Raw genomic sequence first — 24,582 nt, 5'->3', positions numbered from 1 at the left:
AGGGAGTGAACACTAGTGCGGAAATGGATGTTTGTTCTCTTGCTGATTGTGCTTGGGATTGGAAGTCTGATCGGATATGACGGATACCGCATACAACAAACGTTAATCGGACAGTCCGACCGTTCCCGCCTCCTGCCTGCCGAGAAGAAGGACGATACAGCGGATGAAGCATGGATGAAACAACAGGACACGGAACAACTGCAATTGACGACGACGGATGAAGTACGCATCGGGCGTTATCTCCCGGCCACAACTTCTTCTGACAAGACGGTTGTACTCCTTGCCGATGATGTTCGTTTCGGTTCGTCACAGACGGCACCACTGATCCGCTTTTACCAGGAACAGCTGGGCTATAACGTGTTCGTCCCGGACCGGCGTGGTCAGGGAGCGAGCGATGGGACAGTGAATTATGGCTGGCTCGATCGGTTGGATCTGATTGATTGGACCAACCAATTGATGGAAGAGACCGGAACCCGGCAAGTCGTATATCACGGAATAGGGATTGGCGGGGCGACGGTACTGCTCGCTGCAGGAGAACCGACCGTCCCGAAACAAGTGAAGGCCGTCATTTCTGAAGGCGCCTATGCCCGACTGGATGACTGGTTCCAGTCACTTGCGAAAGTCAACCTGCCGTATCCGGCCGGACCATCTCTTGCTGTCGCAAGTAGTTTTAATAAAGTCGAGCAAGACTTCTTCTATGGAGATGTCTCGGTCACGCGACAGACGAGTCGGATCATGGTACCGACGTTATTCATTCAGGGGATGGAGGACAAGGTGGTTCCGCCCCGGATGGTGTATGAACTGTATCAAGCCAAACCCGGCATCAAACAAGTGTATCCGGTTCGCGGAGCCGGTCACGGCAGTACCTATTCCGATCATCCTGAGAATTATGAAAAACGTCTTCGCTTATTCGTTCAACCCTTTGTCACGACACTTTAACCTGTGGTGGAAAGAAAAGGGCTGACGGGTGTTCGGAAAGGCAGACTGAAAGGGGCAACAAGAGAAATGACCGAGTTAGTTTGGGTAGGAAATGAAACACCGTTCGTCGACGTCATCTCGATGGAATCCGTCGGACCGATCACGGTCGGACGATTCGGAGGTTGCAGCCGTTCCGGACAGACCAAAAATGAAGACGGATGTGTCGTTTGGGTCGGGGTGGACTGGGAATGGACGATGCTGCTCGATGCACATGACACTGCCGAGAGTGCCGTCTTGTTAACCGGCTACTTGACGTCGCACCGTTTAGAGATCGAACGGATTCTGAACGAACCGGTCGAATCGATGTTTTCCTTACTGGAACGGTATGTCGTCTCGTTGTTGGAAAATAAAACGTTTCGGACCGCCTGTCAAACCGTTCGAGGTGAGACCGCCTGTCTATTTCTTGTCCGCAAGGGAAAATACGTCTGGTGGTTATCGGTCGGCGATGTTCTCGCCTATCTGTTCCATTCCGATTTAAGTAACCATCTGCAATACAAATTAAACGAACGGCAGTTTTTTGAATGGATCGGCCGGGTCAATACGTTTGATTTGCCCGTTCCCTGCTACAGCCGGGGAATTCGTGAGTTGCGACAGGGGATCAATCAGCTGTTGTTGACGACGGACGGATTGATTGAATGTCCGGGAGCGCCGTTCGAAGACGGGAAAGAGCTGGAAAGAGTCCTGACGACGTCGTATGTCGGCGTCAAGACATTACTGACGACGATTGAACGGCTTGGTGTCCGGGACAGCACAACCATCTTAGCCTGGGCAGTCGAAATCGAAGAAAATGTAACGATGCCCGGTAACGCAAAATAAAAGCATGACCCGTCTTTTCCATATGTAAGGGAAAGGGGTCATGCTTTTATTCGGTTGCGGCCGGTTCAGCATCCGTCTGATTTGTTTGTAAGGGGATCGGCTCATGCGGTGTGTCTTCTTCTGCATGGGTCAACGGCAAGGCAATCCCGACGCTTGTCAACAAAGCAATCAGTGTGGCATTCGTTAAAGTTTGGTACATTCGTTACCCATCCTTTCCTAAAATTGCGTCACCTTTTTAACTATTCTGAATATTTATGTGTGATTCGTCAAGTAATCGCCATCTTCGTAGTATTCTTTTTTCCCGTTAAACCGGTATACTTAAACGTGAAAAAGGGGGATCTCGCTTGAAACTTACTAAAGCCAACACACGTATTTTAGAGTCACTGTTACCACGTTTGAACCTGAACGTCGAAGAACCGGAACGGACGGATATCGAACGCCGTCTCCAAGCGGATCTTTATGAAGCCCAACGCTTACAAAAACCGTTTGAAACGGTCCATGGCCAATCACCGGAAGAACGGCTGAATCAAATGATTGCCGAGATTCCGGAATTGCGACGGGTCGAGACCCAAAAGCGTTGGACGCGGAATTACATTTCAACGATTTTGATGTTTATTTTCATCGAAGGCATCGATGGTATTTTCCAGTTCGCCCTCGCGGATTACATCTTATTTTCCATCATCGCCTTATTTTTGATTGATGCGATGTCGATTTTAATCACGTCCCCGAAAATCCGCGACGTCAAAAAGCGGGTGTGGGTCCAATTTTTAGTCAGCTTCATCTTGTTTGCCACATATAAAGCAGTCCTGATTCAATTCGTGCCGAATCCGGTCGTTCTGATGCAAGTCAGCGGTACCCCGGCATATCTGATTGGAATCGGCGGATTAGTCGGACTGTATCTCTATTGGTCCAAAAATCCGCTTCGTAAACGCGCATAAGGCAGAAGGAGGGAAAAAGATGGAGTTCACGCACTGGAAAAGACGTTTGCAAGATCATCTGGAACGGATGGGATTTGATTTACGAATCGAACGACTTGCCATGCAGGATATCCTGAAACTTGAGGCAACCCATGGTGCTTTCTTATTTTTCCCGATTACGATCAATTTATATGAACGGATGGGATGGCAGATGGTGGCGATTGAGTCGCACCATCCGGAGGACATCGACGATTTGTTTGCCGAAGCCCAGGTCCAGTCCTTATTTCAAATGACGATGATGACCTTTGAAGAGGAAGAACGGGAATTCATCTTAGGGTTCTACAGCAATACCGGACGTTATCTGACAGATACGCTGTCGTTGACCGGACAACTGGTCCGCATCATCGAAGAAGAATGGAATGCGGGCGAACCGCTCCGGATTGCGACGTTCGAACCGTTTCCCGGTCTGTTCGTCGCTCCGTCCTTTGCCCATCAGACGTATGCCTTTGCTGCCGTCGAAGACGATTGGCAAATGTTCGTCGGACGGACGGGACGTCCGGCGAGTGATTACCGTTTGGATGGAACGGTCCTCGCACCGCATCGTGTCCCGGAAGGCGAGCTGTTTACCCGGATTCCACTGACCGTCCCGCTCCATCAGTTCGAGGATGTTCGGACACAACTGCAGTCGGAGCAGCAGGAAGTTCAAACGTTCCTCGCGCAAGCGATGGCGACGATCCAAGCTTACGATCCGTCATTCGGTTTTGCCTGGCGGGAGACGGTGACGTTTTTCCATGGCATTCCCGTCAATCCGTTTGCCCAGCGGCTCTGGCTGGAAGACGGACAAAAAAGGTTCCGAATCATGCAACAGGGATCACGGCGGATTTTAGCGATTGGTGACACGGCACCGGAAGCAATCGAACGTCTCGACCAAGCAGTCGGGGCGGGCGAACCGGACGGAACACCTGTCAGTGCCGTCGGTCAGCTGCTGTTAGGGATTTGGAAACAATTTGAGTCCGATGAGACAACCTATTTAACGGACGTGACCTGTGAGGGAATTTCAAGACAACAGGTCGAGAATCGGATCCGTAATGCCTTGGCACGACAGGAAACGATTGAATGGATCGTCCAGGCGCAAAACAGTAATGACAGTTGCCGATTCGCAGGGTTGACTATCACGTTCCCGCATCGTCCACCGGGGGTTGTCCAGATTAAACGGGCAGATGATGTGTCCGGAAGCAGCTGATGGTTTGAAAAGAACAGATCAAAAAAGCGGACGCCCTCAGGTGTCCGCTTTTTGGTCTTAAATTCCGAGTGACGCAATCAGCTTCCGGATGCGTTCCTCCGATTGTTTCGGCGTCAAGATCAACAATTGATCGCCTCCGATCAACCGGGTTTGCCCGCGTGGTGTGATGATGGCGTCGTGCCGGATGACAGCGACGACCAGCAAATCCTGAGGCATCTCAATCTCCTGCAGCGTTTTTCCGTCAATTCGGCAAAAGGACGGAACGCTGACTTCGACGATTTCGGCATTCGGATTCGCGACCGTCATGAATTGAATCAACGGTTCGATGTCGATTGCCGGTTTCGCATCGAGCTTCATCAGCTTGACGACCCATGGTAAGGCCGTTCCTTGCAGAAGCGCCGACGTCATGACGGTGAAAAAAACGATATTGAACAACGGATAGGCATCCGGCAGACCACTCGATAACGGATAGGTCGCGAGAATAATCGGGACGGCGCCACGCAAACCGGCCGCTGTGATGACACTCTGTTCGCGGAAATTGTACCGAAAAGGCAACAAGGACAAATAAACGGCGAGCGGACGGGCGATGAGAATCAAGGTCAGGACGATGACGCCTGATACGAACAATGTCTGGGGATCAAGCAATTGCCTTGGGAACACAAGCAGTCCAAGCATGATGAACATCCCGACTTCTGCCAGGTGGGAGAGACTGCCGCTGAACCGAACGAGAATATCACGGTAAATCAAATCATGATTACTGAGCCAAATCCCGGTGACGTAAACGGCTAAGAAGCCGCTCGCATGCAGGCTTGTCGCGACACCGTAGGAAAGGAGCGCTCCACTGATCAGCAGTGTCGGATATAAAGCGGACGACTGCAACTGGATCCGGTTCATCAAGGAGGTCAACAGCCAGCCGACAAACAGCCCTATGACAAGACCGATTCCCATCTCGTAAAACAGCAGAAAAATCCCTTGTACAATAGAAAAGGCTTCCGGATTTAACGCAAACTCCGTGAACAGAATCGTCAAGAAGACAGCCATCGGATCATTCGTTCCCGATTCCGCTTCCAGCGTATGTTTGACTTTCTGGTCAATCGGTCGACCGTTCAGCAATGAAAAGACCGCCGCCGCATCAGTCGAGCCAATCAACGCGCCGATGAGTAACGCCATCGGCCAGCTGAAATCCAGCAGGTAATGTGCCACCGCTGCAATCAGTCCGGTCGTGACCAGGACACCGACGGTTGCAAGCGATAATGCTGCCGGAAGAACCGTTTTGAAATGACGCCACTTCGTATTCAAGCCGCCGTCAAATAAGATGATGACGAGTGCAATCGTACCGAACAGACGGGCCTGCTCGAAGTCTGCAAAATCAATTAATCCAGAGACATCCGTCCCGGCCAGGATGCCGACGAACACAAATAAAATCAGGGTCGGGACGTTCAGACGGACAGAAAATTTCGTCGTGACGATAGCGAGCAATAAAAGAATACCAGCAAGCAACAGGACGGTCCCTTCGTTCATAGGCGATCCCTTCCTTCGATGAAAGACGTCTTTTCTTTAGTATACGTCATTCCTCGTTGCAGATTCAGAAAATAGTTTGCCGGAAGATGTGTATAAATCCGTAAAAAAAGGAAAACACGTATCATAATGAATTATGGAATAATGAAAGAGGAGGCATCTTATATGAACATCTGCGTAGTCACAGGAGCAAACTCCGGTATGGGAATGGTGACGATTCAAGAATTGCTCGAACGTGGTGACCGTGTCATCGCGACCGTCCGATCGGAGAAAAAAGCGACATTATTAATCCAACTGTTACGGGAACATGCGGTTTCGGACAAGAATCTGGAAGTCGAGGTCGTACAGTTGGATCAACTCGATTCCGTCCGGCGTTTTGCGGATGTGTTATTTGACCGGATTGGTCGGATTGATCGCTTGATTTTAAATGCCGGCATCATGGTTCCCCCGTACCATGTGACGAAGGACGGGTTTGAGTCCCAGTTTCAGGTCAACTACCTCAGTCACTTTTATTTGATTGAACGGTTGTTGCCATTGATTGAACAGGGACATGATCCCCGCGTCATTTCGATCTCCTCTTTAGCAGGAGAAGGCGGCATGATCCGGACCGATATCGAACTCGAGGCGATTGCGCATGTCAAAAAAGAACAGTATAATCCGATGAAGTCTTACCGGGAATCGAAGCTGTTACAAATGGTCCATATGCGGGAGTTGGCCGAGGAATACGGGACGCGGGCGACGTTCGTCAGTGTCCACCCGGGGATCGTTAACACCGACCTGTTCTACCGGGGGAAATACGGAAAAGTATTGAAGACCGTCCTGAAACCGATTGCCCAAGTCGGATATTGGACTGGAAAACTGTATACACCGGAATACGGAGCGAAAACCGCCCTGTACCTCGCGACGACGGACGATGTGCTCAACAATGGGGGATATTATGCCGATTCCGCCCCGCGTCTCAGTAATCCGGTCGTTGAAGATGAGGCGTACCGCAAACAGGCCCGTGCCCTGTCGAAACGTTGGGCCGGACTTGTCTAAATGATAAAAAAAGGTCTACCGACTCGTGGGAAGTCGGTAGACCTGTGTTGTGCAGACTGGGGGTCTGTTCACCTCCTGACTATACAATAGGGCGAGATAGAATTTTGAAATATGAAAAATTTTACAAAGTCATGCGATTTGATGATTTTTTGATGTCTTGAAGCAAAACGGTTTTCTTCTGGCATTACTTTCGTTAGGATGAAAGTAAATTTTAAAAAACGGGAGGAACACGATGATACGATCAGCTACTACACACGATGTTCAACGGATTGCGACCTTGTTGCGTGAAAAAGCCGAACTGTTTAAGAAACGGGGAAGCCGCCAATGGTCCGCGTATCTCGAGACCGATTTAGAAGCTCTCGTGCAGCGCGACCTGAATGCCGGAAGACTGTTTGTTTATGAACAGGGACCGGACTTACTGGGTTCGATTGCGTTATTGCCGTCGCTCGAATGGGATCAGACACTATGGTCTGACAGAGAGGGGCTTTACATCCACCGGATCGTCGTCAGTGAATCCGCAAAAGGTTTAGGAATCGGAACACGTTTATTGCAGCAAGTGATTGCCGTTGCCCAAGCGGAACAAGAAGCGTTACGACTTGATTGTGTGGCATCCAATGACTTTTTAAACACCTATTATACGTCATTCGGTTTTGTCCCTAGAGGTGTTCGTGACGGTTTTGCGACATATGAGCATGTGGGGATGCCGGTGCCAAAATAAAGCGGCATTTAGATAGGACAAGCGATGCAGGCTTTGGTATGGTTAGAGAAAGAATTTTTCGAGGAGTGATCGGATGCGACTTCAGATTGGTTTTATCGGCTTTGGAAAAAGTACGACCCGTTATCATCTGCCCTATGTCATGATTGAGGACCAGTTTGATATTACCTGGATTTATAATCGGAAATCAAAACCGGAATTAGAGGCAACTTACGAATCCAAATTGCCCCATGTCCGGTTCACATCAGATCTCGATCTGATGTTGAAGGACCCGGAGCTCCAGGTCGTCGTCATCAATACCCCGCCGGCGACGCACTTCGCCTATGCGTTGCAAGCGTTACAACAGGGAAAACATGTGCTGGTCGAAAAACCGTTTACGGTGACGGAGCAGGAAACCCGTCAATTGTTCGAAGAAGCGCACCGGCAAGGCGTCAAGTTGCTTGCGTATCAAAACCGGCGTTTCGACAGTGACTTCCAAGTCATCGAGCAAGTCATCCGATCCGGTAAGCTCGGACGCCTCGTCGAAGTCGTCTCGCACTTCGATCTCTATCGACCGGATGCTGCCCCGGCGATTGCGCGTCCGGAAAACGGGGCCTTATATGGTCTTGGTGTGCATACGATTGATCAAATCGTTGCTTTATTCGGGAAACCGGAACGGGTCGGATATGATATCCGGACGGTTCGCCTTGCCGGTAATCCGGATGATACATTTGCCCTCGACTTTTACTATCCGGAGTTAAAAGTCAGTGTCCGGACCAGTCATATCGCGTTGGCGGGAGCGCCGCGCTGGATGCTTCACGGGACGAACGGAACGTTCATCAAGCAGCATGTTGACCGCCAGGAGCTGGATCTTAAAGCCAACTACTTCCCGGGAGAAGAAGGATTCGGGGAAGATTCCGAAGATGATTTCGGCCGGTTGTTGTACCATGACGACCATGGTCATTTACAGGATGTCCGGATTCCGAGCCCGGTCGGAGATTACGGCAAGCTGTATCGTGCCTTTTATGAAAGCATCGTCCATGGTACACCGTTACCGGTCTCGGAAGAAGATACGAAACTGGTCGCTCACCTGATGGAACAAGGATTTTCAAAGCCGTCCCCTTTCATTTTAGACCTCTGAAATTAAAAATCTTTAGATATCAATATAATTACATCTCAGCGATCTGCCTATGCAGCGCTGAGATTTTTTGTTATAAAGGAAAAGATATCACAATTTTTCAGAATTCTCTTATGGAATATTGATTAAAATTTCAAAAAGATGGGAAAAATTGTGTATACTACAGACACAAGGGGGTTTATCATGAAAAAAATCATTACGTCCATCATTTTGGCAGGTGTTTTGTTCGGTGTGTTCAGTCCATCGCTCATTGCAGAAGCAGCCACGAAGTTGACGGTCACGACAGATGTGTTGCGCGTTCGTGAAAAACCATCGACAACAAGTAAAATCCTGGGGAACATCACTAAAGGAGCTGTCTATACTTCGAACGGGACGTCCGGCAGTTGGTATAAAATCACGTACAAATCAAAACCGGGCTACATACACAAAGATTATGTCCGTACCTCTACGACATCGAAGTATACATCGACCGGTGCACGTTATACGACGGTTGGCACGCTGAATGTCAGAACTTCTCCAAGCTTAACAGCAAAAACCGTCACGCAATTGAATAAAGGCGTAAAGGTGGCATCTTACGGGACAACCGGCAGCTGGACACGTATTTTGTACAATGGCAGTTACCGTTATGTATCGACACAGTATTTGACGAAAACAGCACCAAGCAGTTCATCGAAACAATTAAACGTCCCGTATTACAATCAATACACACTCGGATATCCGTCAGGCTGTGAGTTCGTTTCACTGAAAATGGCACTCGAATATAAAAAGAAAGCAGTTTCTGCCTCTTCTTTATATAACCAAATGCCGAAAAGCATGGCAAACGCCACTTATAAAAACGGCAAGTATTACTGGGCAGATCCCGAAAAAATGTTTACCGGTAATCCGGCAGGAACGCTCGATTACTATAAAAACTGGGGCATTTACCCGAAAGGCATCCTGCCGCTCGCGAAAAAATACCGGAGTGGCGCTGTTGATATCTCCAAACAAGGAGTCAGTAAAATCGAAAGTGAAATCCGTAGCGGCAACCCGGTCATCGTTTGGGCAACCGTTGATTTCAAAAATCCGTACGGCTACTTCTCATGGATCAAGCCGGATGGTAAAACGTTTACCGGCTACCGCAACTACCACGTCATGCTCGTGACAGGTGTCTCAAGCAGCGCGTTTACTGTGTCGGATCCATACCGTGGAAAATACACGGTTAGCCGTTCACAATTTACGTCCGTTTACAATACGACAGGACAGTACGCATTATCCGTCCGTTAATCGATTGACCGGTGAAGCCTTCCGCTTCATCGGTTTTTTCATGGCACGGACGTGATAAAAGAATGAGGAATGTTCGAAATTTTAAAGAATTGGGAATCGATTAAAAAGTCGTGTAAAATAATGACAACCTCGAATGCTTTCTCTCGAAAGGAGTGGTAAAGAAATGGATGAAAAACGACTGGAACAGCTGGAGCAGGAAATCGTCCGATTAAAAGCACGCGTCGATCAGTTGGAACGTCAGCCGGCGAAAGAATCACAACCGGAACCGGTCTCTTCCGTCGCGCGACCTGCCGTCCGGCCTGCTTTCGTCAAGAAGACCCGGACACCGGTCATAAAACAAGCGCGGACGCGGGATGAGTGGGAAAATGTCCTGGCGACGGTCTGGCTGCCGCGAATCGGGGCGATTTTTGCCGCCATCGGAGCGATTTTTCTATTTTCCTACGCGTCGTTAGCGGGACTAATCAGTCCAGCCGTCCGGATTGGGAGTGGAGTCGTCATCGGCTTACTCGTCATGGCACTGGGAGAGTTCCAGTATGAGAAAAAACGACGGGATCTCGGCGTCGGACTGGTCGCGACCGGGACAATCGTTTCCTTGTCCGCCTTATTTGCCGGTATGGCCTTATATCAATTTTATACGCCGTTGTTGGCTTTTTTCCTGGAAATCGTCGTGCTCGCCATCGCTTACGGATTGATGTTGTGGATGCGCTCGACGGCGTTACTCGTGTTAGTCTCGATTACCGGCTTTTTATTGCCGTTTCTCCAGTTAACGGATGAGCCGAACGTCTTCTTATTTTTACTGTACGAAGTCCTGTTATTTACCGCTTTAGTGTTTGCTATCCTTCGTCTGCAGGCGGTCAAAGCGTACCCGGTTACTGCCGGGATCTTTTTCCTGGCCCTTATCTTCGGCAGTCTCACCGTCAATTTTGAGACACGTCCCTTGATTGACGAAATCACTTTACTCGGGGCATCCTTCATCGCCTATCTTGGTCTCGCTTACGTCGGGACGAAACTTCCGATCACCTACAATTACCCGAGCTGGATAGCGGGCGGATTCGTTCTGCTTAGCCTGTCCGTAGTCGACTGGCCGTTTGCTTACGGACTCGCGGTTCTGTTTGCACTCATCGCTTACGCCGTCGCGAATCAAACGAAGGAGGCGTGGCAAAACGGTGTCGGACATGTTGCCATCCTGTTTGCGATTTCGCAGATTCCGGTCGATCCGCTGAGTTTCGGTGATCAATTCCGTTCACTCCTCTATGCTCTTATGATTGCCGGATTGTGGTTCATCAAGCGGCAGGAAGTGCCGCATCAACGCTTTTTCGGAATTGTCGTATACGTGATGTTCGTCCTGTATACGATTGGAACGTATGAGACGTATCGATTCAACGACCGGTCGTATGCCGTCGCCGTATTCGGTCTGACGCTCGCGACGACAGCCTTCATCGTCTTGCTCGTCCGGACACACGGGGAAGCGATGTGGAAAAAGTATTGGCAAATCGTTCTGTTTTTTGCAGCGGCCGGTGTGTTCGTGACCTATACGCTGATCGTGATGGAACTGCCGTTTTACGCTATGCTTGATCAAACGGACCGGAGTACGACGTTGTCTGTCGCCTACATCCTGTTATCGTTTGTTCTTGTAGCGATTGGCCGCATCCGTGCAGCGGCGGCTTGGCGTCTGTCGGGTCTGCTGTTGCTGTCGGTCAGTGCCTTCAAACTGTTGCTGTTTGATTTGTCATTCTTGTCGTTGATTCAAAAAGCGTTTGTGTTCATCGGCTTCGGAATCGTCGCCTTTATCATTTCGCGGACGTATTTCAAAAAACGGGAGTCTTGAATCATTTAAAATCTTCTGCCTGCGGACCTTGTCTGGAGGGGAGGATTTTTTTATTGAAATATATTGATAACGATTATCATTATCGACTATACTAATTGATGAACTTACTTAATCATCAGGGGGAACCATTTATGCGACATAAAAAAACACTGACAATCGGTCTCTTATCCATGACGGCTTTACTGGCAGCCTGTAATGAACAACCCGCGACGACTAAACCGGCAGCAGCCAAGCCGAATCAATTCGAGCAAGTCGTTGCCGATTACCGGACATATGCGATTGCGGAACTGGAACAGTTCACGAAGCAGACGCAAGCGTTCACGACAGCTGTCAAAGACGGGGACCTGGAACGGGCGAAAGCACTTTATGCGCCAACGCGGATGCATTATGAGCGGGCGGAACCGATCGCGGAAGTATTCGGAGACCTCGATCCGAAAATCGATGCCCGTGAAGGGGACGTCAAAACGTCGGAGTGGGGCGGCTACCACCGGATCGAACAGGGTTTGTTTGAAAAAGGTACGACAAAAGGATACGAAGAGTATGCCGACCAATTGATGAAAGATGTCCATCTGCTCCGGGCGAAAGTCGAGACGGTCGAGGTGACGCCGGAACTGTTGGTTACCGGTGCGACTGATCTTTTAAACGAAGTCTCGACGTCAAAAGTCACAGGGGAAGAAGACCGGTATTCGCATACCGATCTGTATGACTTTGCAGCCAACGTCCAAGGTGCGGAAAAAATTTATCAATTGTTAAATCCGGCTCTGAAAAAACAGGATGCTGCCCTGTCGAAAGAGATTGCGGCCCGCTTTGCTGATGTTAACGGATTATTGGAAGCGAAAAAGAAAGAAGACGGATACGTGCTCTATACCGAGTTGTCCAAATCAGATGTCAAACAATTGAGTCAAGCCATCAACGAGCTGGCGGAACCGCTCTCGAAGATGGGTATCGTACTGGAGGGCTGATCGATGACACGGACTACTTTAGAAGCAGGGGTCACCCGGCGTGACGTCCTGAAAGTCGCGGGACTGACCGGGCTCGGAGCCGCTCTTTACGCAAGTGGACTCGAACGGTTTTTACCCCGTGCCCTGACGGCTCAGGCGACAGATCAAGTCCCGTTCTACGGCAAGTATCAGGCGGGTATCCTGACAACGCCTCAAAACCACGTCCAGGTGGTCGCCTTTGATGTCCAGACGACCCGGCGCGATGAATTGATTGATCTGTTGAAACGTTGGACGCGGGCATGCGCCCGACTGACAGCCGGATTACCGCTCGGCGACGCGGACAGTGCCTATGTTCCTCCGGAAGATACAGGAGAGGCGGAAGGGCTGTCAGCGGGCCACCTGACGTTTACATTCGGTTGCGGTCACAGTTTATTTGCCAAGGACCGATTCGGGATTGGTCATAAACGTCCTAAGCTGCTCCGGGAGTTGCCGGTCTTTGATCTCGATCAACTGGACCCGCAATGGGCGGGCGGAGACCTCGTCGTCCAGATTTGTGCCGACGATCAACAAGTCGTGTTTCATGCGTTACGGAATTTGACCCGGATTGGTCGCGGTATCGTTAAGATCCGCTGGACGCAAGCCGGTTTTCAACGCTCCAAGGCCGCGGATGCGGCAGGGGGGACACCAAGGAATCTGTTCGGATTCAAGGACGGGACCGGTAATCCGGACGGCACGCAGGACGCTGTCCGAAAACAACACCTCTTTTACCAGTGGCAGGACGGTTCACCCTGGTTGACGAACGGCAGTTTCCTGGTCGTCCGCCGGATCCAGATGCATCTTGAGGTATGGGACCGGACGATCCTGAAAGAACAGGAGCGGACGTTTGGCCGCGAACGCGCATCCGGTGCCCCGCTTGGGTCGAAAGAGGAATTTGCAGCGGTGACACCAAGCAAACGGACGGCGCACGGTGAAGCACAACTTCCAAGTGACTCGCACACAGCAGTCGCCCACGGATCAGGAAAAGAACAACTGTTACGCCGCTCCTATTCCTACCAGGCCGGGATTCACGAAACGACCGGTGCCCTCGATGCCGGCTTACTGTTTCTATCGTATCAACGGTCACCGGAGCAGTTCATCACCATTCAGAGACGGTTAGCAGCGTCCGACCGTTTAAATGAATACATTACCCATCGTGGCAGTGCTGTTTTCGCCTGTTTCGGCGGAATTCAAAAAGGAGGCTACATCGGTGATGCGCTTTTTGCTTAATTTCTTTTTACCGGTGCTTCTCTGCACGATGATCGGGATGCCGGTCGTTCATGCCGATGCGAAAACCGATGACCTGTATGTTTTAATCGGTCAAGCTTTGTCAGCGGTCAACGACGGTGACCGGAGCAGCTTACAGACAACGCTCGCGACGCTTGAACAGCAGGTCGACCGGTTGCCGGCTTCTGCCGAACAACAGAACATCGAGCAGAAGTTGCCTGCCGTCAAGCAGCAAACCGCTTTGCCTGCCGTCAAGCAGCAATTGACGGAATTGTCGACTGCGGTCCGGGCGCTGGAAAAAACCAAACAGCCGAAGGACGATTCAGCCGCTAAAAAACGGTTAAAAGAACTGTTCACTCTAACGAAGCAACTGAGAACGGCCACTGACATGTCCGAGCGTCAGCAGTTGCAGTCGGAATTGCTGACAGCCTGGACGGACCGGGAAACAGTCGTCCGGGAGACGAGCATCGGGCACTACGGTCAGGTCGAGATGGGACTGTCCGCAATCCGGATTGCTTTGGCCCGTGAAACATTTGATCCGTCGGAGCTGAATCAGGCACTGGATCAGTTTGACGCCAGTATCCGTTCTTTTCTAAAAGGGGATACGGTGAAAGCCGCGAAACAGACGGGTCTCGTCGAGTTGACGGCGTTACTGAAACAAGCGGATCAGCAACTCGCGAATCAGGACGTCCCGGCGGCGGAGAAAACGCTGACGACCTTTATCGAACGTTGGCCGAGCGGGGAAGGGGAAGTCCGGACCCGGAGCAGTTCTCTGTATACGACGATTGAATCGGATGTACCCGTTCTGTTGTCGCGTTTAGATGAAACGACGATGGCTTCCACCCGGACTGACCTGGCCCCGATCATCACGTCACTTGAAGTGTTAGCGCAGAAAACGACGTATTCGTTTGTCGATGCGATGCTCGTCATGTTGCGGGAAGGGCTGGAAGCCTTGCTGATCATCAGCGCGCTCGTTGCCTTTACCCGAAAAGCCAAGGTGACAGGCGAACGGATGATTTGGAGTGGGGCATTATGTGGTTTATTCGCGAGTGGAGCACTGGCCCTGATCATCCAACAGTTCTTTTCAACGGCACTTGCTGCTGTCGGACGGGAGCAGATTGAAGGATGGACCGGACTGGCCGCAGTATTGATGATGCTGCTCGTCGGTTCGTGGTTACATTCGAAAACGGCGGTTGCTTCACGGCAAACGGAACTGGCACTGAATCTGGCGGGACGGTCTTTGTTTGCCGTCAGCTTTTTGACGATTTTCCGGGAAGGGGCCGAGACGTTGCTGTTTTATGTCGGCATGGCGCCCGCCATGACATCGACTGCTTTAGCTGGAGGGATCGTGCTGGCAATTGCACTCATCGGGCTTCTTTCGCTTGCTGTCATTTATTTAGGGGTACGTTTACCAATCAACCGGCTCTTTGCAGGAGCAACCGGATTGATTTATCTCATGGCGTTCAAAATATTAGGTGCCAGTCTGCATGCCTTGCAAATTACGGGCCTCTTGCCGATCCATGTCATGTCATACATCCCGTCATTGCCTTGGGTAGGGATTTATCCGACGTATGAGACGATCATTCCGCAAGTCGGACTATGTGTTTTAGTTGGTTTGTTGATATATCTGAGACGTCGCTCTCCTTCGGGTCTTCGGAAAGCTGTTTAAGCCGTTTTTCAGTTTCATGTTTTATTCATTATGTTTCGGGAATAACTTTATATCGAGAGTAGATCGTTGGCTCGCATGAAGGAGAGGAAACAGGATGATTGAAACAAGAATCGTACGAAACATGACGGCGGTGGACGCAGAAGTGACAAGCTTGAAGTCAAGTGGCTATTCGAATAAACAAATTTACATCTTTGCGAAGGATGAAGAATTGGCGGAACGGATTGCCAATGACACTCAGACGTTGGCGTATCGTGTAACAAAAAAATCATTTTTTGAGACATTGATGTCGACAGTCCGCAGCAACCGAAAAGACCGCATTGCCCAGTTGTCGGAACTCGGAATGACAAAGGATGTAGCAGAAGATTTGGAAGAGGAAGTTCGCCATGGCCGGATTGTCATCGTCGGCTCAAAATCTGACTTACTGAATCCGGCGTTTGCCGCTTCTTATGTCGAAGATGAGACGACAGAATACGGTGCAGGTGTTCCGAAACTCGAAGAGGAAGAAACGACGACGACCTTACCGGCTGACCAAAACGTCAAGTTGGATAAAAAATAAGAAGCGTCGGTTAAACAGGGACTGGCAACAGTGTCAATTTTTAGACGAACAAAGGATGACGGATTTGAATCCGTCATCCTTTGTTCGTCTATGCAGGATCATTTTTTATGGATCTTCTATTGGAGCGATTCACGCAAATCCATTACCTCATCGAACGGAATATGACGCTGTAAACCGGTTGATGTCTTGATTTCAATGATTCCGCGGGCGTGAAAAAGAGCGGTAACCGTTCCCGTCAATGCGGTCTCGGTTCCCTGGTCGAGATAACGGACCGTCACCAGCCGCCCGCTTCGAATGGCATCTTCTAACAATTGTGGAAAAACAATCTTTGTCTGTGTCGTCTGTCGGGCGGGATGCGTTTTGTACAAGTGTTCCAATTGCAGAATATGATTCCGTGTCGCGCGTTGCCGCCACTTTCGCTCCGTTCGTTTCTTAGACTGTAACACGTCGTTCCACCTCCGATTGAATCCTTTACATGTCGACGATACACTGCCCCAAAATATTCCCCATTTATTTGGGAGATAAACCCGGTTGAAGAAGAGAAAGACACCGTAGAGGAGTAAAGAAACAGAGGTTGGTTTTGAATGTCCGATTTGCGGAAAAAGACTAGAAGTATGCCAGGAACAGAGGAGGAACTGTCTGATGGAACGAAGTACGTTAATTGCCCTTGAAAAACACTTATATGCCATTCAACTTGAGCTGGACGGTCTCGCCCGTCTGATTACCAAACAATTGATGCAACTCAGTCAGGTCGCCGGTTCAGTCGAACACTTCCGGCGGATGAGTTTTGATTTATACCAAAAGCGGGAGACACTCGACCGGATCCCGCCCCAGATTTTATATGAAACCGCTTTGGACTATGAAGATTTTCTCGATGAAGAGTTTGATGAGATCCCGCCATCCTGGGCATTACGGCAGGACGAAGCAGAAGCACTCGATCAGTTATGGTGGTTTGAGTTTTTCCGGATTCAAGCCGACGTGGAGGATTGGTTGAGTCTCTATCTGATTCGACGTATTCGGGAAGATATCCGTTATGTGCCGCCCGTCATCGAAAAAAACGCGTACGCGTTATCCGATGATGCCCGGCAGGTTTTTTGGCGTCTGTTGCAACGCTCCGTCGCCAAACCGTCTTCGAAGATCAAGGCCAACCAGCTGTCCTGCCGGATGGGCATATCAGAGATTGCCCGGTACGCACGGTTTAACCTGGAACGGACACGTCTGGCGATTGAAGAACTGACGGCACGGGGCATCATCTCGATTGAGGAAGAGAACGAAAAGCTGAACCTTCGTGTTCGTCTACAAGTGATTTAAGGAGATGAAACGTTCAATCATGCGTTCATCGTGACGCGCGGAGGGACCGATCCAAATCAAATGACCGGGACTTGCCGACTCGATGAACTGGGCATGGGCAATGGCACGCCGGGCATAGAGGGCATGTTCGAATGGAACGGCCCGGTCCGCCTTGGAATGGATGATCAGCACCGGACAGCGGATGGCTTGCAAGATCGGTCGGTCAATCTGTTGCGTCAAATCAAATAAGACACCCCGCCCCGGTCCGTTCTGCAGTCCGACTTGATACAACAATTGTTGATCGACTCCATTCAATTGACGTCGAATTTCGTCACGCTGCAACAGACTGGTCATTTCGACCATGCGCACAGACGCTTCTTGCGGAAACTTGACCAACTTGTCTTTGACGTAATGCCACAAGACCCATTGCAGGAGCTGCAACGGACGTTGAAGGAGCGGTTGGACAAGCCAAGCCTGATAAGGAAGCGAGATTTCGTGTGTCATCGCACAGGCAAGGACGAGTGAACAGACAGACGGATTATTACTTGCCAACGCAATTGCTGTCGGTCCGCCGGCCGAAATCCCGTAGACCGTATATTGCTCGATGTGTCGCGAAGCAAGCCATTTTTTGTAAAAAGCAGCCAACTCACCGGGGGATGAGGCGACACGGAGCGGTGTTTTCCCGTATCCCGGACGAGACGGGACAATGACCCGGTAACCGGCTTCAATCAATCGTTCTACGTGATAGACTTCCCGGTAATCGGACTGTGTGCCATGAATCAGTAAAATGACGGGTCCGGTTCCACTGTCCCGGTAATCGAATCGGTAACCTTCCCAATCGGCAATGTGTTGCATCCAAATTCTCCTATCTCTTAAATATTTCCATATTATTGTTAATCTTCGTACCTGTTTAAGGTATAATCCAAGTATAATCAAACATCTTATGGATAGGAAATGAGGATGCCCCGTGCCAAATGAAAAATTATCCAATCGGGATCGGTTGTTAGCGGTTCGAGAAATTTTTGAACAGTATTCCGATGAAGAAGAGACGTTGACATTGGAAGAATTAAGTACGGAATTGTCGAAAAGAGGACTGATTGAAAAGCTGTCCCGGAAGTCGTTAAAAGAAGATATCGCGGCTCTTGCCAAATCAGGTTTTGACATCCATGCGGAAGAAACTAAAAACGGTCTGGCGATTCCGTATCATCTTGTCAGCCGTCCGTTCGAATACCACCACCTGCGTTTACTTGTGGATGCGATTGCCAGTGCGAAGTTCATTTCTGAGAGTGAAACGGAGGTCCTGGTCCGCAATATTCATACTTTGACGAGTAAACGTCTGGCGAAAACGTTGACGCCGGTCATACATACCGTCAAGAAACCGAAAGGCGTCATTCCTTTTTCGATTGACACCATTCAAAAGGCTATCATCGAACAGGACATCATCAGTTTTCAATATCAGGGAAAATTCAATGAACGGACACGAAAGTTTGAGTTACGACGGGACGGCGATTATTATCTCGTTACCCCGGCACATTTGATTGTCGATAATGGAAACTACTATCTGATCGGCCGTGATGAACGTGTCGAAGAGATTCGGACGTACCGGGTCGATCGCATCGTCAATTGCAGTGTCTTTGAGCCGGCGCAGACTCCGGTCGAGGTCGAATCCACTTACTTGAGCAGTATGTTCAATATGTACGGGGGAGAACAGGAACAGTTGACGTTGAAGTTCCATGAGAGTGTCATGCCAACCGTCGTCGACCGCTTCGGGACGGACATTCGTTGCCGGCGTTTAGAAGGGGACTGGTTTGAAGTCAAGGTGGGAGCGCTTTTCTCTCAAGGTTTCATGATGTGGCTGATTCAGTTCGCGGAACAAGCGGAGATTCTTGAACCGGCCTTTTGTCGGGAAGCCTTTAAAAACAAAGTCCTTGAGCTTGCTAAAGTCTATAAAAAAGGAATTGCGGTCAGTCAACCGATGAATGAGAGTGTCTAACACGATAGAAGCAGATCTTTTGCCGAATGGGGCAGAAGATCTTTTTTTGTCGTTTTTTGTCGTATATTCATATTTGAATATTTTTGAGCGTTTTTTCCGATTACCATTAAGGATATCTTATTTTTGTTACAGGAGGGGCATCATGCAACATATGGAAAAACCACGGATGGGAAGCGTTATTGCGGGCGTGTCATACCTCTTTTTCATCTGTCTGTCGTACACGTCTTGGTATTTATTATCGATTTTTGCATTTAATCTTCTTTTCAGTACAGAGCTCTTAATGTCAATGGATCTTGTGGTCTTCGGCTTTAGTCCTTTATTTGCATTAGGCATCACGATGTTTTCGCTGAAAGTGCTGAAACGGCATGCACAGCCGAAATTCGGACCTTACATATTGGTAATCTACAGTATCTCGACCAGTGTCTTGATTTATTACTCCGTCGTCTACTCGATATTGCCGCGAATCTGATGATGCTTGCATGGTGCGGTCTTTTGGAATATGCTACGGATAGAGTATTAGCATGTTTTGGAGGAGGGGATACGATGAATACACAGTATATCCTGGACTGGATGCCACTCGTGCTTCCGGTTGCTGCCATCGTCTTTATTGTCATCATCGCGCGTAAAGCGTCTAAAATTGATTCTAAATAACCAAAAGAAGGTGTTCCGGTATCGGAGCACCTTCTTTTTGATTTAACGTTCGATTTGTTCCCGGACATACTTTCGGAACAGTTGGAGATCGTACGCCGGTTCACTGCGACTGAATTCAATCCCGTCGAGAAGGTGTGCGTGGGCCACGGCTTCCGGAAACTCGATCCGCGTTAACCATTCGACGTTCGTTTCCTCGTGACGGCGCGGGAATGCCTGTTCGAGTTGTGAAGCGATTTTCAGAAGCGGGTGCTGGCTATGCTTTTTAATCGGTGCCGGTTGCTTCGCCCCCGTCATCCGGACGACGGGTTCGGCTTCCGTGGAAACGACCTGTCGTTTCCGAATCAAATAGAAGGTGATCCCGACAGCGAGAATCGCCAAGACAATCCCTGCCGTGTTCAGATAAAACAGCGTAGCGGAACTCATACTTGCGGCCTTCAGACTCTCTTGCGGGGCGATGTTTGATAAATCCGTCGCATTCGCTCCCGTCTTTTGATCAATCTGTTCCGCGAGCGGTAACGTCCAGGTAAAGAGAGAGCCGAATGCCTCAAGTGCAGGACGGGTCAGGTTTGCGACAGAACCAAACAGCGCTTCTTTGAGCAACCGGATCACGGTAACGAGGACAAGGCTGATCCCGAGAAACAGCGAGACAGCTGTGGTGATCCGGCGCCATTCTACGAGATGCTGTCTTAAGAAGGGGATTGCCCATAACAGACCAAGCAGCAGATAGGCGCCAAGCGGCGGTGAAAGGCCCGGGAATAACAGAAACAGTCCGGTCAGCCCCGTCGCACTGATGGCAAATTTATACGGCTGATCGACAGTCTCGAGCCATGTCCCGAGAGCAATGGCAAGCAACAACAGTATACTGATTAGCGGAGAAATCAAAAGAAACGAGACTGCCGCGACCAGTTGCAGGCCAATCCGGATGTTGCGTGCCGGGATGGCTACAAGCAGCGGGAACATCAAAATAATGAGCGGTGCCTGCAGGAGACTGATGACGAAAATCCACCAGAGAATCATGCGCTCACCCCCTTGTGCCGGTGTCCAAGATGAATTTCCGCAGTCGTCGAGGGGACGGTCCGTTGAAGACGTTTCGTGAAATAGCGGCGTTCGAGCGGTAAATCATATTCTGAAATCCGGGCGAGACACTCCATCGTCCGTAAAAATTGGTCTTTTCCTTTTCCCGAGGGAACGTGATACCACTGCCCATCCCGGTTGACCATTGAAATCCAGAGACTGTACGAGGCGCCTTGTTTTTCAAGTTCTCGGATAATCGTCGCCGCCCGCGAAAGTAACTTTTCAAAATCACCGCGTAAGGCTAAACCGTCCGCGGACAGCCCATCAATGATGACGGCATAATCATGATTGCGCATCCGGTCATACTGATAGGAATACAGTTCGCCCGTCTTGGCGTAAGCAGACCAATAGATCGTCTTCGCATCACCTGCGTAAGGGACGACGGAGTGAAAGCTCGACCGATCCGTGAATGGACTCGACCGGTCAATCGTCTCGCCCGGAATCTGGCGTTCGTTCCATTCGACCGAGGCCGGTGCAAAATCCGGAAAGACATGCCCGAGTTGTTGAATCGGCAACGTCAAGTAGAGTGTCATCAGATGGAACGGGTCGGAAATCATGATATCAAACGACTGAATCCGGATTGTGCCCCGTTTGGCTGCCGTGACGTCGATTTGAAACGGGACGCTGGCCTGACGCGGAACAAAGACATGTTGACGCCAAAACTGGCTGCTCGCGTCCTCGATCCGGACTTGTTCCCCGAGAAGACCGGATACCGTCACTTTACCAAGGGAAAACCGTGTCGGATTATGGATTTCAAACGGGATGAGTAGCGGATCGTCCCGGAAGGCGCGGACGGTTTCGACGAGCCGGACGCTCAGACGTGCTCCGAGGTACTCGAGGTACTTCGGTAAGAGGTAACCATATAATGTGTACGCGACGAGCAGTGTCGCAAGCAGGAGCGAGCCGTACAGCGTACAGATGCCGGCAGTGACGGCAATCCAAAATAAAATCATCGGGTGAAAGGACTTCGGTGTAATCAATTGCATGTTACACCTCAGTCGGAACAGTCAATGACTCCAAAATCTGCTGGACTAAGCGGCCGTTCGTCATCTTCAATGTCGCTTCAAGTGTCAGGACAAGCCGGTGGGCAAGCAGCGGCGTTGCGAGTTGCTTAATGTCTTCCGGGGTAATGTACGTCCGGTCGTGCATCCAGGCCCGTGCTCGTGCGGCTTGCAGGAGTGCCAAGGTAGCACGGGGACTCGGACCGATTTCCACGTCACGGTGCGCCCGCAAGGCATCACAGACGTCGAGCAGGTAATCTTCGACCGCATCTTCGATCGTGACGGCCTGTACTTCCTGTTTCCAGGTATTCAGTTGCTCAAGCGGCAATTGGAACGTACTCGGTTGTAAGTGAGCTCCCTGCAACAAGGCTTTTTCGACCCGGCGATCAAGCGGAGCGAACGACAACTTAAACAAAAAGCGGTCGAGTTGCGCATGGGGGAGGGGGAACGTTCCCTGACCGTCAAACGGATTTTGGGTCGCGATGACTAAAAAGTGTTGCGGTAACGTATAAGAGGTATCTCCGATCGTGACCTGTGCTTCGCCCATCGCTTCGAGCAGGGCGGATTGTGTCCGCGGCGTCGTCCGGTTAATTTCGTCGACAAGGACGATATTTGCGAACAGCGGACCAAACCGTTGTTCGAATGAACCGGTCAACGGATTAAACAATTCCATCCCAAGCAGATCGGTCGGTAACGTATCCGCGGTACATTGGACGCGGGAAAACTTGGCATCAAGTGTATTGGCCAGTGATTTGGCCAGTGTCGTCTTGCCGGTACCCGGCCGGTCCTCAAGCAGAACGTGACCTTCCGACAACAGGCCGATCAGAAGATGATCTATAACATGTTCTTGTCCGAGGACCGCTTGCTTTAAGTTCGTTCGTAATTGTTGGAACATGGATAAATCCCCCTTTTTATTTCGTATTCTTAAAGTTTACGAAAATTCAGATAAAACTGCCAGTGATTTAAGTCTGTTTTCCAAATTTAGTGGTTTTACTAGGAGAGAAACAAAAAAATCCTTGACCACTGACAGGCCAAGGAACGGAGTTTTAGTCTTCAAACAGTTCATTCATCAAATCATCAATTTCCTGCCGACGGTTCTGCGTTTCCTCCCGGAGAATCCGGATCGAACGACCGTGCCATTCGAGCCAGTCGCCGATCGTTGCAGCACGGGGCAGACGCGAGCGGGGGACTTGCACCGTTTCACGGTTTTCCGTCTCACAAATCGCCTGATCCCCTTCAAATTCCGTGACGGTCATTTTCATCGTGAATCCTCTCCTTTACTCAGGGCGTAAGTCGGTCCGGCTATTGACTTGAATCGTCTCCCCGTCTGACGTGTACTGAACGGTGCCCATCCGGTCCGTCCGGTCGACCTGGATGCTTTCCGCCGCCAGCGCATTCATGACGGTCGGACGCGGATGGCCGTAAGCATTGCCTTCACCTGCTGAAATCAAGGCGCGGGAAGGGTGGACTGCTTGTAAAAAGGGAATCGAGGACGAGGTATCCGCACCATGATGCCCGACTTTTAATACATCAGCTTTTAAATCCATTCCGGATTCGAGCAAATCCTGTTCCGTCCGAATCGGAGCGTCTCCCATGAAGAGAAAGGTATTATTGCCATAAACGAGTTGCAGAACTGTACTCCAGCTATTTAAATCACGTGTGCCGTCGCGGAGCGGGGCGAGTAAGTTCAGTTTTACTTCGTCACTCGGAATCGAGACACCGGCCTTAGCCGTTTTAATGGTGATTCCTTGCCGTTTGACGGCGAGTAAAAAGTCCCGATAGGTTTCTGTCGTGTGGTTGACGCGTGGTGCGTAGACTTGATCAACAGGTAGGGCATCGAGAATCGTATCGAGCCCGCCGATATGATCTGCGTCCGGATGTGTCGCGATGATGGCCGTTAAGCTTGTGATGCCCAGGTTTTTCAGATAGCGGACGACATCGTCCCCTTTCCCGTTGTTCCCGCCATCAATCAAAATCGTTTCGTTTTTCGTCTGAATCAATGTACTGTCACCCTGACCGACATCAAAGCCGTAGACGTGAATGACGGAACCTGATTCCGGACGATCACCAGGTGACGGTTCGTCGTCGCGTGTCATATAAAAGACGACAATCAGACACAAGGCAAGCAACAGAACGGAACCCCATTTCATGTCTATCCCTCCCGTTTCTCAAACAGATACAACATGCCGTTACGCGGATGACCGAAGCGGGGACCGACATACCCCCGTTTTTTTAATGCAGACCGCATCAGAATCATCATCCCGCCGTGTCCGACGAGCAGGACCCGGTCATGTTCTTGTTGTTCAAACGTCAACTGGTTTAAGAGAACCGTAATCCGCTCGTTGGCATCCTTGATTTCCGCTTGAATCCGCTTGCTGAAGGGGGCGACAAGTCGTCCGATCAACGCCCAGGCGAGAAACGGGAGGCGGATCCGCGAGCGGATGGTCGGGAACGGGACTTCCCGTAACAGGTCCGTTATGATAATGTCGTTTCCATATACACTTTTCGCCGTCTGAACGGCACGCGGCATACTGCTGGCGTAACAAATCGTCCAGTCGATGTTTCCGAGTTCAACCGGCTGGACATCGATGGTCGAGACGTCATAACGTTCGATCCAGGCCTCGATATCGGCTGCGCTGATCCAGCCTTTGGTCGGGTAACCCTCCGTTACCCGGTGGTGTCTGACTAATCCAATCTGTTTCATATGTTTG

At 50.3% G+C, this 24,582-nt stretch carries 26 protein-coding genes; 16 read left to right on the top strand and 10 right to left on the bottom strand.

Features of this window, described 5'->3' with window-relative positions; genetic code table 11:
• Window positions 1-15 precede the first annotated feature (15 nt).
• Window positions 16-939, top strand: a complete 924-nt coding sequence (locus tag AC3IRK_RS08660; RefSeq protein ID WP_489169864.1) for an alpha/beta hydrolase — start codon at window positions 16-18, stop codon at window positions 937-939.
• 66 nt (window positions 940-1,005) lie between these two features.
• A complete protein-coding gene (locus AC3IRK_RS08655; protein ID WP_489169863.1) occupies window positions 1,006-1,794 on the top strand; it encodes a PP2C family serine/threonine-protein phosphatase in 789 nt (262 codons plus the stop codon).
• Between the two features lie 46 nt (window positions 1,795-1,840).
• Here the strand turns inward: AC3IRK_RS08655 and AC3IRK_RS08650 are convergent, their stop codons facing one another.
• A complete protein-coding gene (locus AC3IRK_RS08650; protein WP_165871614.1) occupies window positions 1,841-1,993 on the bottom strand; it encodes a hypothetical protein in 153 nt (50 codons plus the stop codon).
• A gap of 145 nt (window positions 1,994-2,138) precedes the next feature.
• Between AC3IRK_RS08650 and AC3IRK_RS08645 the strand changes: the two genes are divergently transcribed.
• On the top strand, window positions 2,139-2,732 hold the full coding sequence (locus AC3IRK_RS08645) for a hypothetical protein (protein ID WP_131503715.1): 594 nt from the start codon (window positions 2,139-2,141) through the stop codon (window positions 2,730-2,732).
• A gap of 19 nt (window positions 2,733-2,751) precedes the next feature.
• Window positions 2,752-3,954, top strand: a complete 1,203-nt coding sequence (locus AC3IRK_RS08640) for a hypothetical protein (protein ID WP_131503716.1) — start codon at window positions 2,752-2,754, stop codon at window positions 3,952-3,954.
• Window positions 3,955-4,011: 57 nt separating this feature from the next.
• Here AC3IRK_RS08640 and AC3IRK_RS08635 read toward each other — a convergent pair whose 3' ends face one another.
• Complete coding sequence (locus tag AC3IRK_RS08635) at window positions 4,012-5,475, bottom strand: potassium/proton antiporter (RefSeq protein ID WP_131503717.1); 1,464 nt, start codon at window positions 5,473-5,475, stop codon at window positions 4,012-4,014.
• Between the two features lie 162 nt (window positions 5,476-5,637).
• On the opposite strand from AC3IRK_RS08635, the gene AC3IRK_RS08630 reads away from it, so the two are divergent.
• The 9 genes from AC3IRK_RS08630 (at window position 5,638) to AC3IRK_RS08590 (ending at window position 15,862) form a co-directional block, all read left to right on the top strand.
• On the top strand, window positions 5,638-6,510 hold the full coding sequence (locus tag AC3IRK_RS08630) for an SDR family NAD(P)-dependent oxidoreductase (protein WP_489169862.1): 873 nt from the start codon (window positions 5,638-5,640) through the stop codon (window positions 6,508-6,510).
• Between the two features lie 232 nt (window positions 6,511-6,742).
• On the top strand, window positions 6,743-7,228 hold the full coding sequence (locus AC3IRK_RS08625) for a GNAT family N-acetyltransferase (RefSeq protein WP_489169861.1): 486 nt from the start codon (window positions 6,743-6,745) through the stop codon (window positions 7,226-7,228).
• 73 nt (window positions 7,229-7,301) lie between these two features.
• The gene (locus tag AC3IRK_RS08620) at window positions 7,302-8,345 is read left to right on the top strand and encodes an oxidoreductase (RefSeq protein ID WP_489169860.1); all 1,044 of its coding nucleotides are present in this window, start codon (window positions 7,302-7,304) and stop codon (window positions 8,343-8,345) included.
• Window positions 8,346-8,525: 180 nt separating this feature from the next.
• Window positions 8,526-9,605: a C39 family peptidase gene (locus AC3IRK_RS08615; protein ID WP_131503721.1), complete on the top strand. Its 1,080-nt coding sequence runs from the start codon at window positions 8,526-8,528 to the stop codon at window positions 9,603-9,605.
• Window positions 9,606-9,768: 163 nt separating this feature from the next.
• Window positions 9,769-11,433, top strand: coding sequence for a DUF2339 domain-containing protein (locus tag AC3IRK_RS08610; RefSeq protein WP_489169859.1), 1,665 nt, complete (start codon window positions 9,769-9,771; stop codon window positions 11,431-11,433).
• Between the two features lie 131 nt (window positions 11,434-11,564).
• Entirely contained in the window at window positions 11,565-12,395 is an 831-nt protein-coding gene (gene efeO, locus AC3IRK_RS08605; protein ID WP_131503723.1) for an iron uptake system protein EfeO, read from the top strand.
• Between the two features lie 3 nt (window positions 12,396-12,398).
• The gene (efeB, locus tag AC3IRK_RS08600) at window positions 12,399-13,640 is read left to right on the top strand and encodes an iron uptake transporter deferrochelatase/peroxidase subunit (RefSeq protein ID WP_131503724.1); all 1,242 of its coding nucleotides are present in this window, start codon (window positions 12,399-12,401) and stop codon (window positions 13,638-13,640) included.
• Window positions 13,624-15,306 (top strand): FTR1 family iron permease, encoded by a 1,683-nt coding sequence (locus tag AC3IRK_RS08595; RefSeq protein ID WP_489170728.1) that lies wholly within the window; start codon window positions 13,624-13,626, stop codon window positions 15,304-15,306. Before efeB ends, AC3IRK_RS08595 begins: the two co-directional genes overlap by 17 nt.
• Before the next feature lie 94 nt (window positions 15,307-15,400).
• The gene (locus AC3IRK_RS08590) at window positions 15,401-15,862 is read left to right on the top strand and encodes a YflT domain-containing protein (RefSeq protein ID WP_114595719.1); all 462 of its coding nucleotides are present in this window, start codon (window positions 15,401-15,403) and stop codon (window positions 15,860-15,862) included.
• A 116-nt stretch (window positions 15,863-15,978) separates the two neighbouring features.
• On the opposite strand, the gene AC3IRK_RS08585 is transcribed toward AC3IRK_RS08590, so the two are convergent.
• A complete protein-coding gene (locus AC3IRK_RS08585) occupies window positions 15,979-16,308 on the bottom strand; it encodes a YolD-like family protein (protein WP_165871615.1) in 330 nt (109 codons plus the stop codon).
• Between the two features lie 196 nt (window positions 16,309-16,504).
• Between AC3IRK_RS08585 and AC3IRK_RS08580 the strand changes: the two genes are divergently transcribed.
• The gene (locus AC3IRK_RS08580; protein WP_214854485.1) at window positions 16,505-17,173 is read left to right on the top strand and encodes a hypothetical protein; all 669 of its coding nucleotides are present in this window, start codon (window positions 16,505-16,507) and stop codon (window positions 17,171-17,173) included.
• Here AC3IRK_RS08580 and AC3IRK_RS08575 read toward each other — a convergent pair.
• Window positions 17,159-18,007, bottom strand: a complete 849-nt coding sequence (locus AC3IRK_RS08575) for an alpha/beta fold hydrolase (RefSeq protein ID WP_131972634.1) — start codon at window positions 18,005-18,007, stop codon at window positions 17,159-17,161. The genes AC3IRK_RS08580 and AC3IRK_RS08575 overlap by 15 nt on opposite strands.
• A gap of 112 nt (window positions 18,008-18,119) precedes the next feature.
• Here AC3IRK_RS08575 and AC3IRK_RS08570 point away from each other — a divergent pair, with 112 nt between their 5' ends.
• Both AC3IRK_RS08570 and AC3IRK_RS08565 read left to right on the top strand, forming a co-directional pair.
• The gene (locus tag AC3IRK_RS08570) at window positions 18,120-19,145 is read left to right on the top strand and encodes a helix-turn-helix transcriptional regulator (RefSeq protein WP_489169858.1); all 1,026 of its coding nucleotides are present in this window, start codon (window positions 18,120-18,122) and stop codon (window positions 19,143-19,145) included.
• Window positions 19,146-19,287: 142 nt separating this feature from the next.
• Window positions 19,288-19,614: a hypothetical protein gene (locus AC3IRK_RS08565; protein WP_131503730.1), complete on the top strand. Its 327-nt coding sequence runs from the start codon at window positions 19,288-19,290 to the stop codon at window positions 19,612-19,614.
• 224 nt (window positions 19,615-19,838) lie between these two features.
• Here AC3IRK_RS08565 and AC3IRK_RS08560 read toward each other — a convergent pair whose 3' ends face one another.
• The 6 genes from AC3IRK_RS08560 to AC3IRK_RS08535 form a co-directional block, all read right to left on the bottom strand.
• The gene (locus tag AC3IRK_RS08560) at window positions 19,839-20,813 is read right to left on the bottom strand and encodes a hypothetical protein (RefSeq protein WP_489169857.1); all 975 of its coding nucleotides are present in this window, start codon (window positions 20,811-20,813) and stop codon (window positions 19,839-19,841) included.
• Window positions 20,810-21,856 (bottom strand): DUF58 domain-containing protein, encoded by a 1,047-nt coding sequence (locus AC3IRK_RS08555; RefSeq protein WP_489169856.1) that lies wholly within the window; start codon window positions 21,854-21,856, stop codon window positions 20,810-20,812. The genes AC3IRK_RS08560 and AC3IRK_RS08555 overlap by 4 nt, the downstream gene beginning before the upstream one ends.
• 1 nt (window position 21,857) lies before the next feature.
• A complete protein-coding gene (locus AC3IRK_RS08550; RefSeq protein WP_131972637.1) occupies window positions 21,858-22,766 on the bottom strand; it encodes an AAA family ATPase in 909 nt (302 codons plus the stop codon).
• Between the two features lie 151 nt (window positions 22,767-22,917).
• The gene (locus tag AC3IRK_RS08545; RefSeq protein ID WP_489169855.1) at window positions 22,918-23,133 is read right to left on the bottom strand and encodes a DUF3006 domain-containing protein; all 216 of its coding nucleotides are present in this window, start codon (window positions 23,131-23,133) and stop codon (window positions 22,918-22,920) included.
• 15 nt (window positions 23,134-23,148) lie between these two features.
• Window positions 23,149-24,021: a ComEC/Rec2 family competence protein gene (locus tag AC3IRK_RS08540; RefSeq protein WP_489169854.1), complete on the bottom strand. Its 873-nt coding sequence runs from the start codon at window positions 24,019-24,021 to the stop codon at window positions 23,149-23,151.
• 2 nt (window positions 24,022-24,023) lie between these two features.
• Window positions 24,024-24,575, bottom strand: a complete 552-nt coding sequence (locus AC3IRK_RS08535) for a histidine phosphatase family protein (protein ID WP_114595730.1) — start codon at window positions 24,573-24,575, stop codon at window positions 24,024-24,026.
• Window positions 24,576-24,582 lie beyond the last annotated feature (7 nt).

It is taken from the genome of Exiguobacterium sp. GL_137 (genome assembly GCF_057834585.1).
Note: the sequence above shows the minus strand (reverse complement) of the source record. Positions and strands in the feature narration are given on the sequence as shown.

What these genes read in the sequence shown, in the direction of transcription:
- AC3IRK_RS08655 (WP_489169863.1), top strand. Translation starts at nt 1,006, where the DNA reads ATGACCGAGTTAGTTTGGGTAGGAAATGAAACACCGTTCGTCGACGTC.
- AC3IRK_RS08650 (WP_165871614.1), bottom strand. Translation starts at nt 1,993, where the DNA reads ATGTACCAAACTTTAACGAATGCCACACTGATTGCTTTGTTGACAAGC.
- AC3IRK_RS08640 (WP_131503716.1), top strand. Translation starts at nt 2,752, where the DNA reads ATGGAGTTCACGCACTGGAAAAGACGTTTGCAAGATCATCTGGAACGG.
- AC3IRK_RS08635 (WP_131503717.1), bottom strand. Translation starts at nt 5,475, where the DNA reads ATGAACGAAGGGACCGTCCTGTTGCTTGCTGGTATTCTTTTATTGCTC.
- AC3IRK_RS08630 (WP_489169862.1), top strand. Translation starts at nt 5,638, where the DNA reads ATGAACATCTGCGTAGTCACAGGAGCAAACTCCGGTATGGGAATGGTG.
- AC3IRK_RS08625 (WP_489169861.1), top strand. Translation starts at nt 6,743, where the DNA reads ATGATACGATCAGCTACTACACACGATGTTCAACGGATTGCGACCTTG.
- AC3IRK_RS08620 (WP_489169860.1), top strand. Translation starts at nt 7,302, where the DNA reads ATGCGACTTCAGATTGGTTTTATCGGCTTTGGAAAAAGTACGACCCGT.
- AC3IRK_RS08615 (WP_131503721.1), top strand. Translation starts at nt 8,526, where the DNA reads ATGAAAAAAATCATTACGTCCATCATTTTGGCAGGTGTTTTGTTCGGT.
- AC3IRK_RS08610 (WP_489169859.1), top strand. Translation starts at nt 9,769, where the DNA reads ATGGATGAAAAACGACTGGAACAGCTGGAGCAGGAAATCGTCCGATTA.
- efeO (WP_131503723.1), top strand. Translation starts at nt 11,565, where the DNA reads ATGCGACATAAAAAAACACTGACAATCGGTCTCTTATCCATGACGGCT.
- efeB (WP_131503724.1), top strand. Translation starts at nt 12,399, where the DNA reads ATGACACGGACTACTTTAGAAGCAGGGGTCACCCGGCGTGACGTCCTG.
- AC3IRK_RS08595 (WP_489170728.1), top strand. Translation starts at nt 13,624, where the DNA reads ATGCGCTTTTTGCTTAATTTCTTTTTACCGGTGCTTCTCTGCACGATG.
- AC3IRK_RS08590 (WP_114595719.1), top strand. Translation starts at nt 15,401, where the DNA reads ATGATTGAAACAAGAATCGTACGAAACATGACGGCGGTGGACGCAGAA.
- AC3IRK_RS08580 (WP_214854485.1), top strand. Translation starts at nt 16,505, where the DNA reads ATGGAACGAAGTACGTTAATTGCCCTTGAAAAACACTTATATGCCATT.
- AC3IRK_RS08575 (WP_131972634.1), bottom strand. Translation starts at nt 18,007, where the DNA reads ATGCAACACATTGCCGATTGGGAAGGTTACCGATTCGATTACCGGGAC.
- AC3IRK_RS08565 (WP_131503730.1), top strand. Translation starts at nt 19,288, where the DNA reads ATGCAACATATGGAAAAACCACGGATGGGAAGCGTTATTGCGGGCGTG.
- AC3IRK_RS08560 (WP_489169857.1), bottom strand. Translation starts at nt 20,813, where the DNA reads ATGATTCTCTGGTGGATTTTCGTCATCAGTCTCCTGCAGGCACCGCTC.
- AC3IRK_RS08555 (WP_489169856.1), bottom strand. Translation starts at nt 21,856, where the DNA reads ATGCAATTGATTACACCGAAGTCCTTTCACCCGATGATTTTATTTTGG.
- AC3IRK_RS08550 (WP_131972637.1), bottom strand. Translation starts at nt 22,766, where the DNA reads ATGTTCCAACAATTACGAACGAACTTAAAGCAAGCGGTCCTCGGACAA.
- AC3IRK_RS08545 (WP_489169855.1), bottom strand. Translation starts at nt 23,133, where the DNA reads ATGAAAATGACCGTCACGGAATTTGAAGGGGATCAGGCGATTTGTGAG.
- AC3IRK_RS08540 (WP_489169854.1), bottom strand. Translation starts at nt 24,021, where the DNA reads ATGAAATGGGGTTCCGTTCTGTTGCTTGCCTTGTGTCTGATTGTCGTC.
- AC3IRK_RS08535 (WP_114595730.1), bottom strand. Translation starts at nt 24,575, where the DNA reads ATGAAACAGATTGGATTAGTCAGACACCACCGGGTAACGGAGGGTTAC.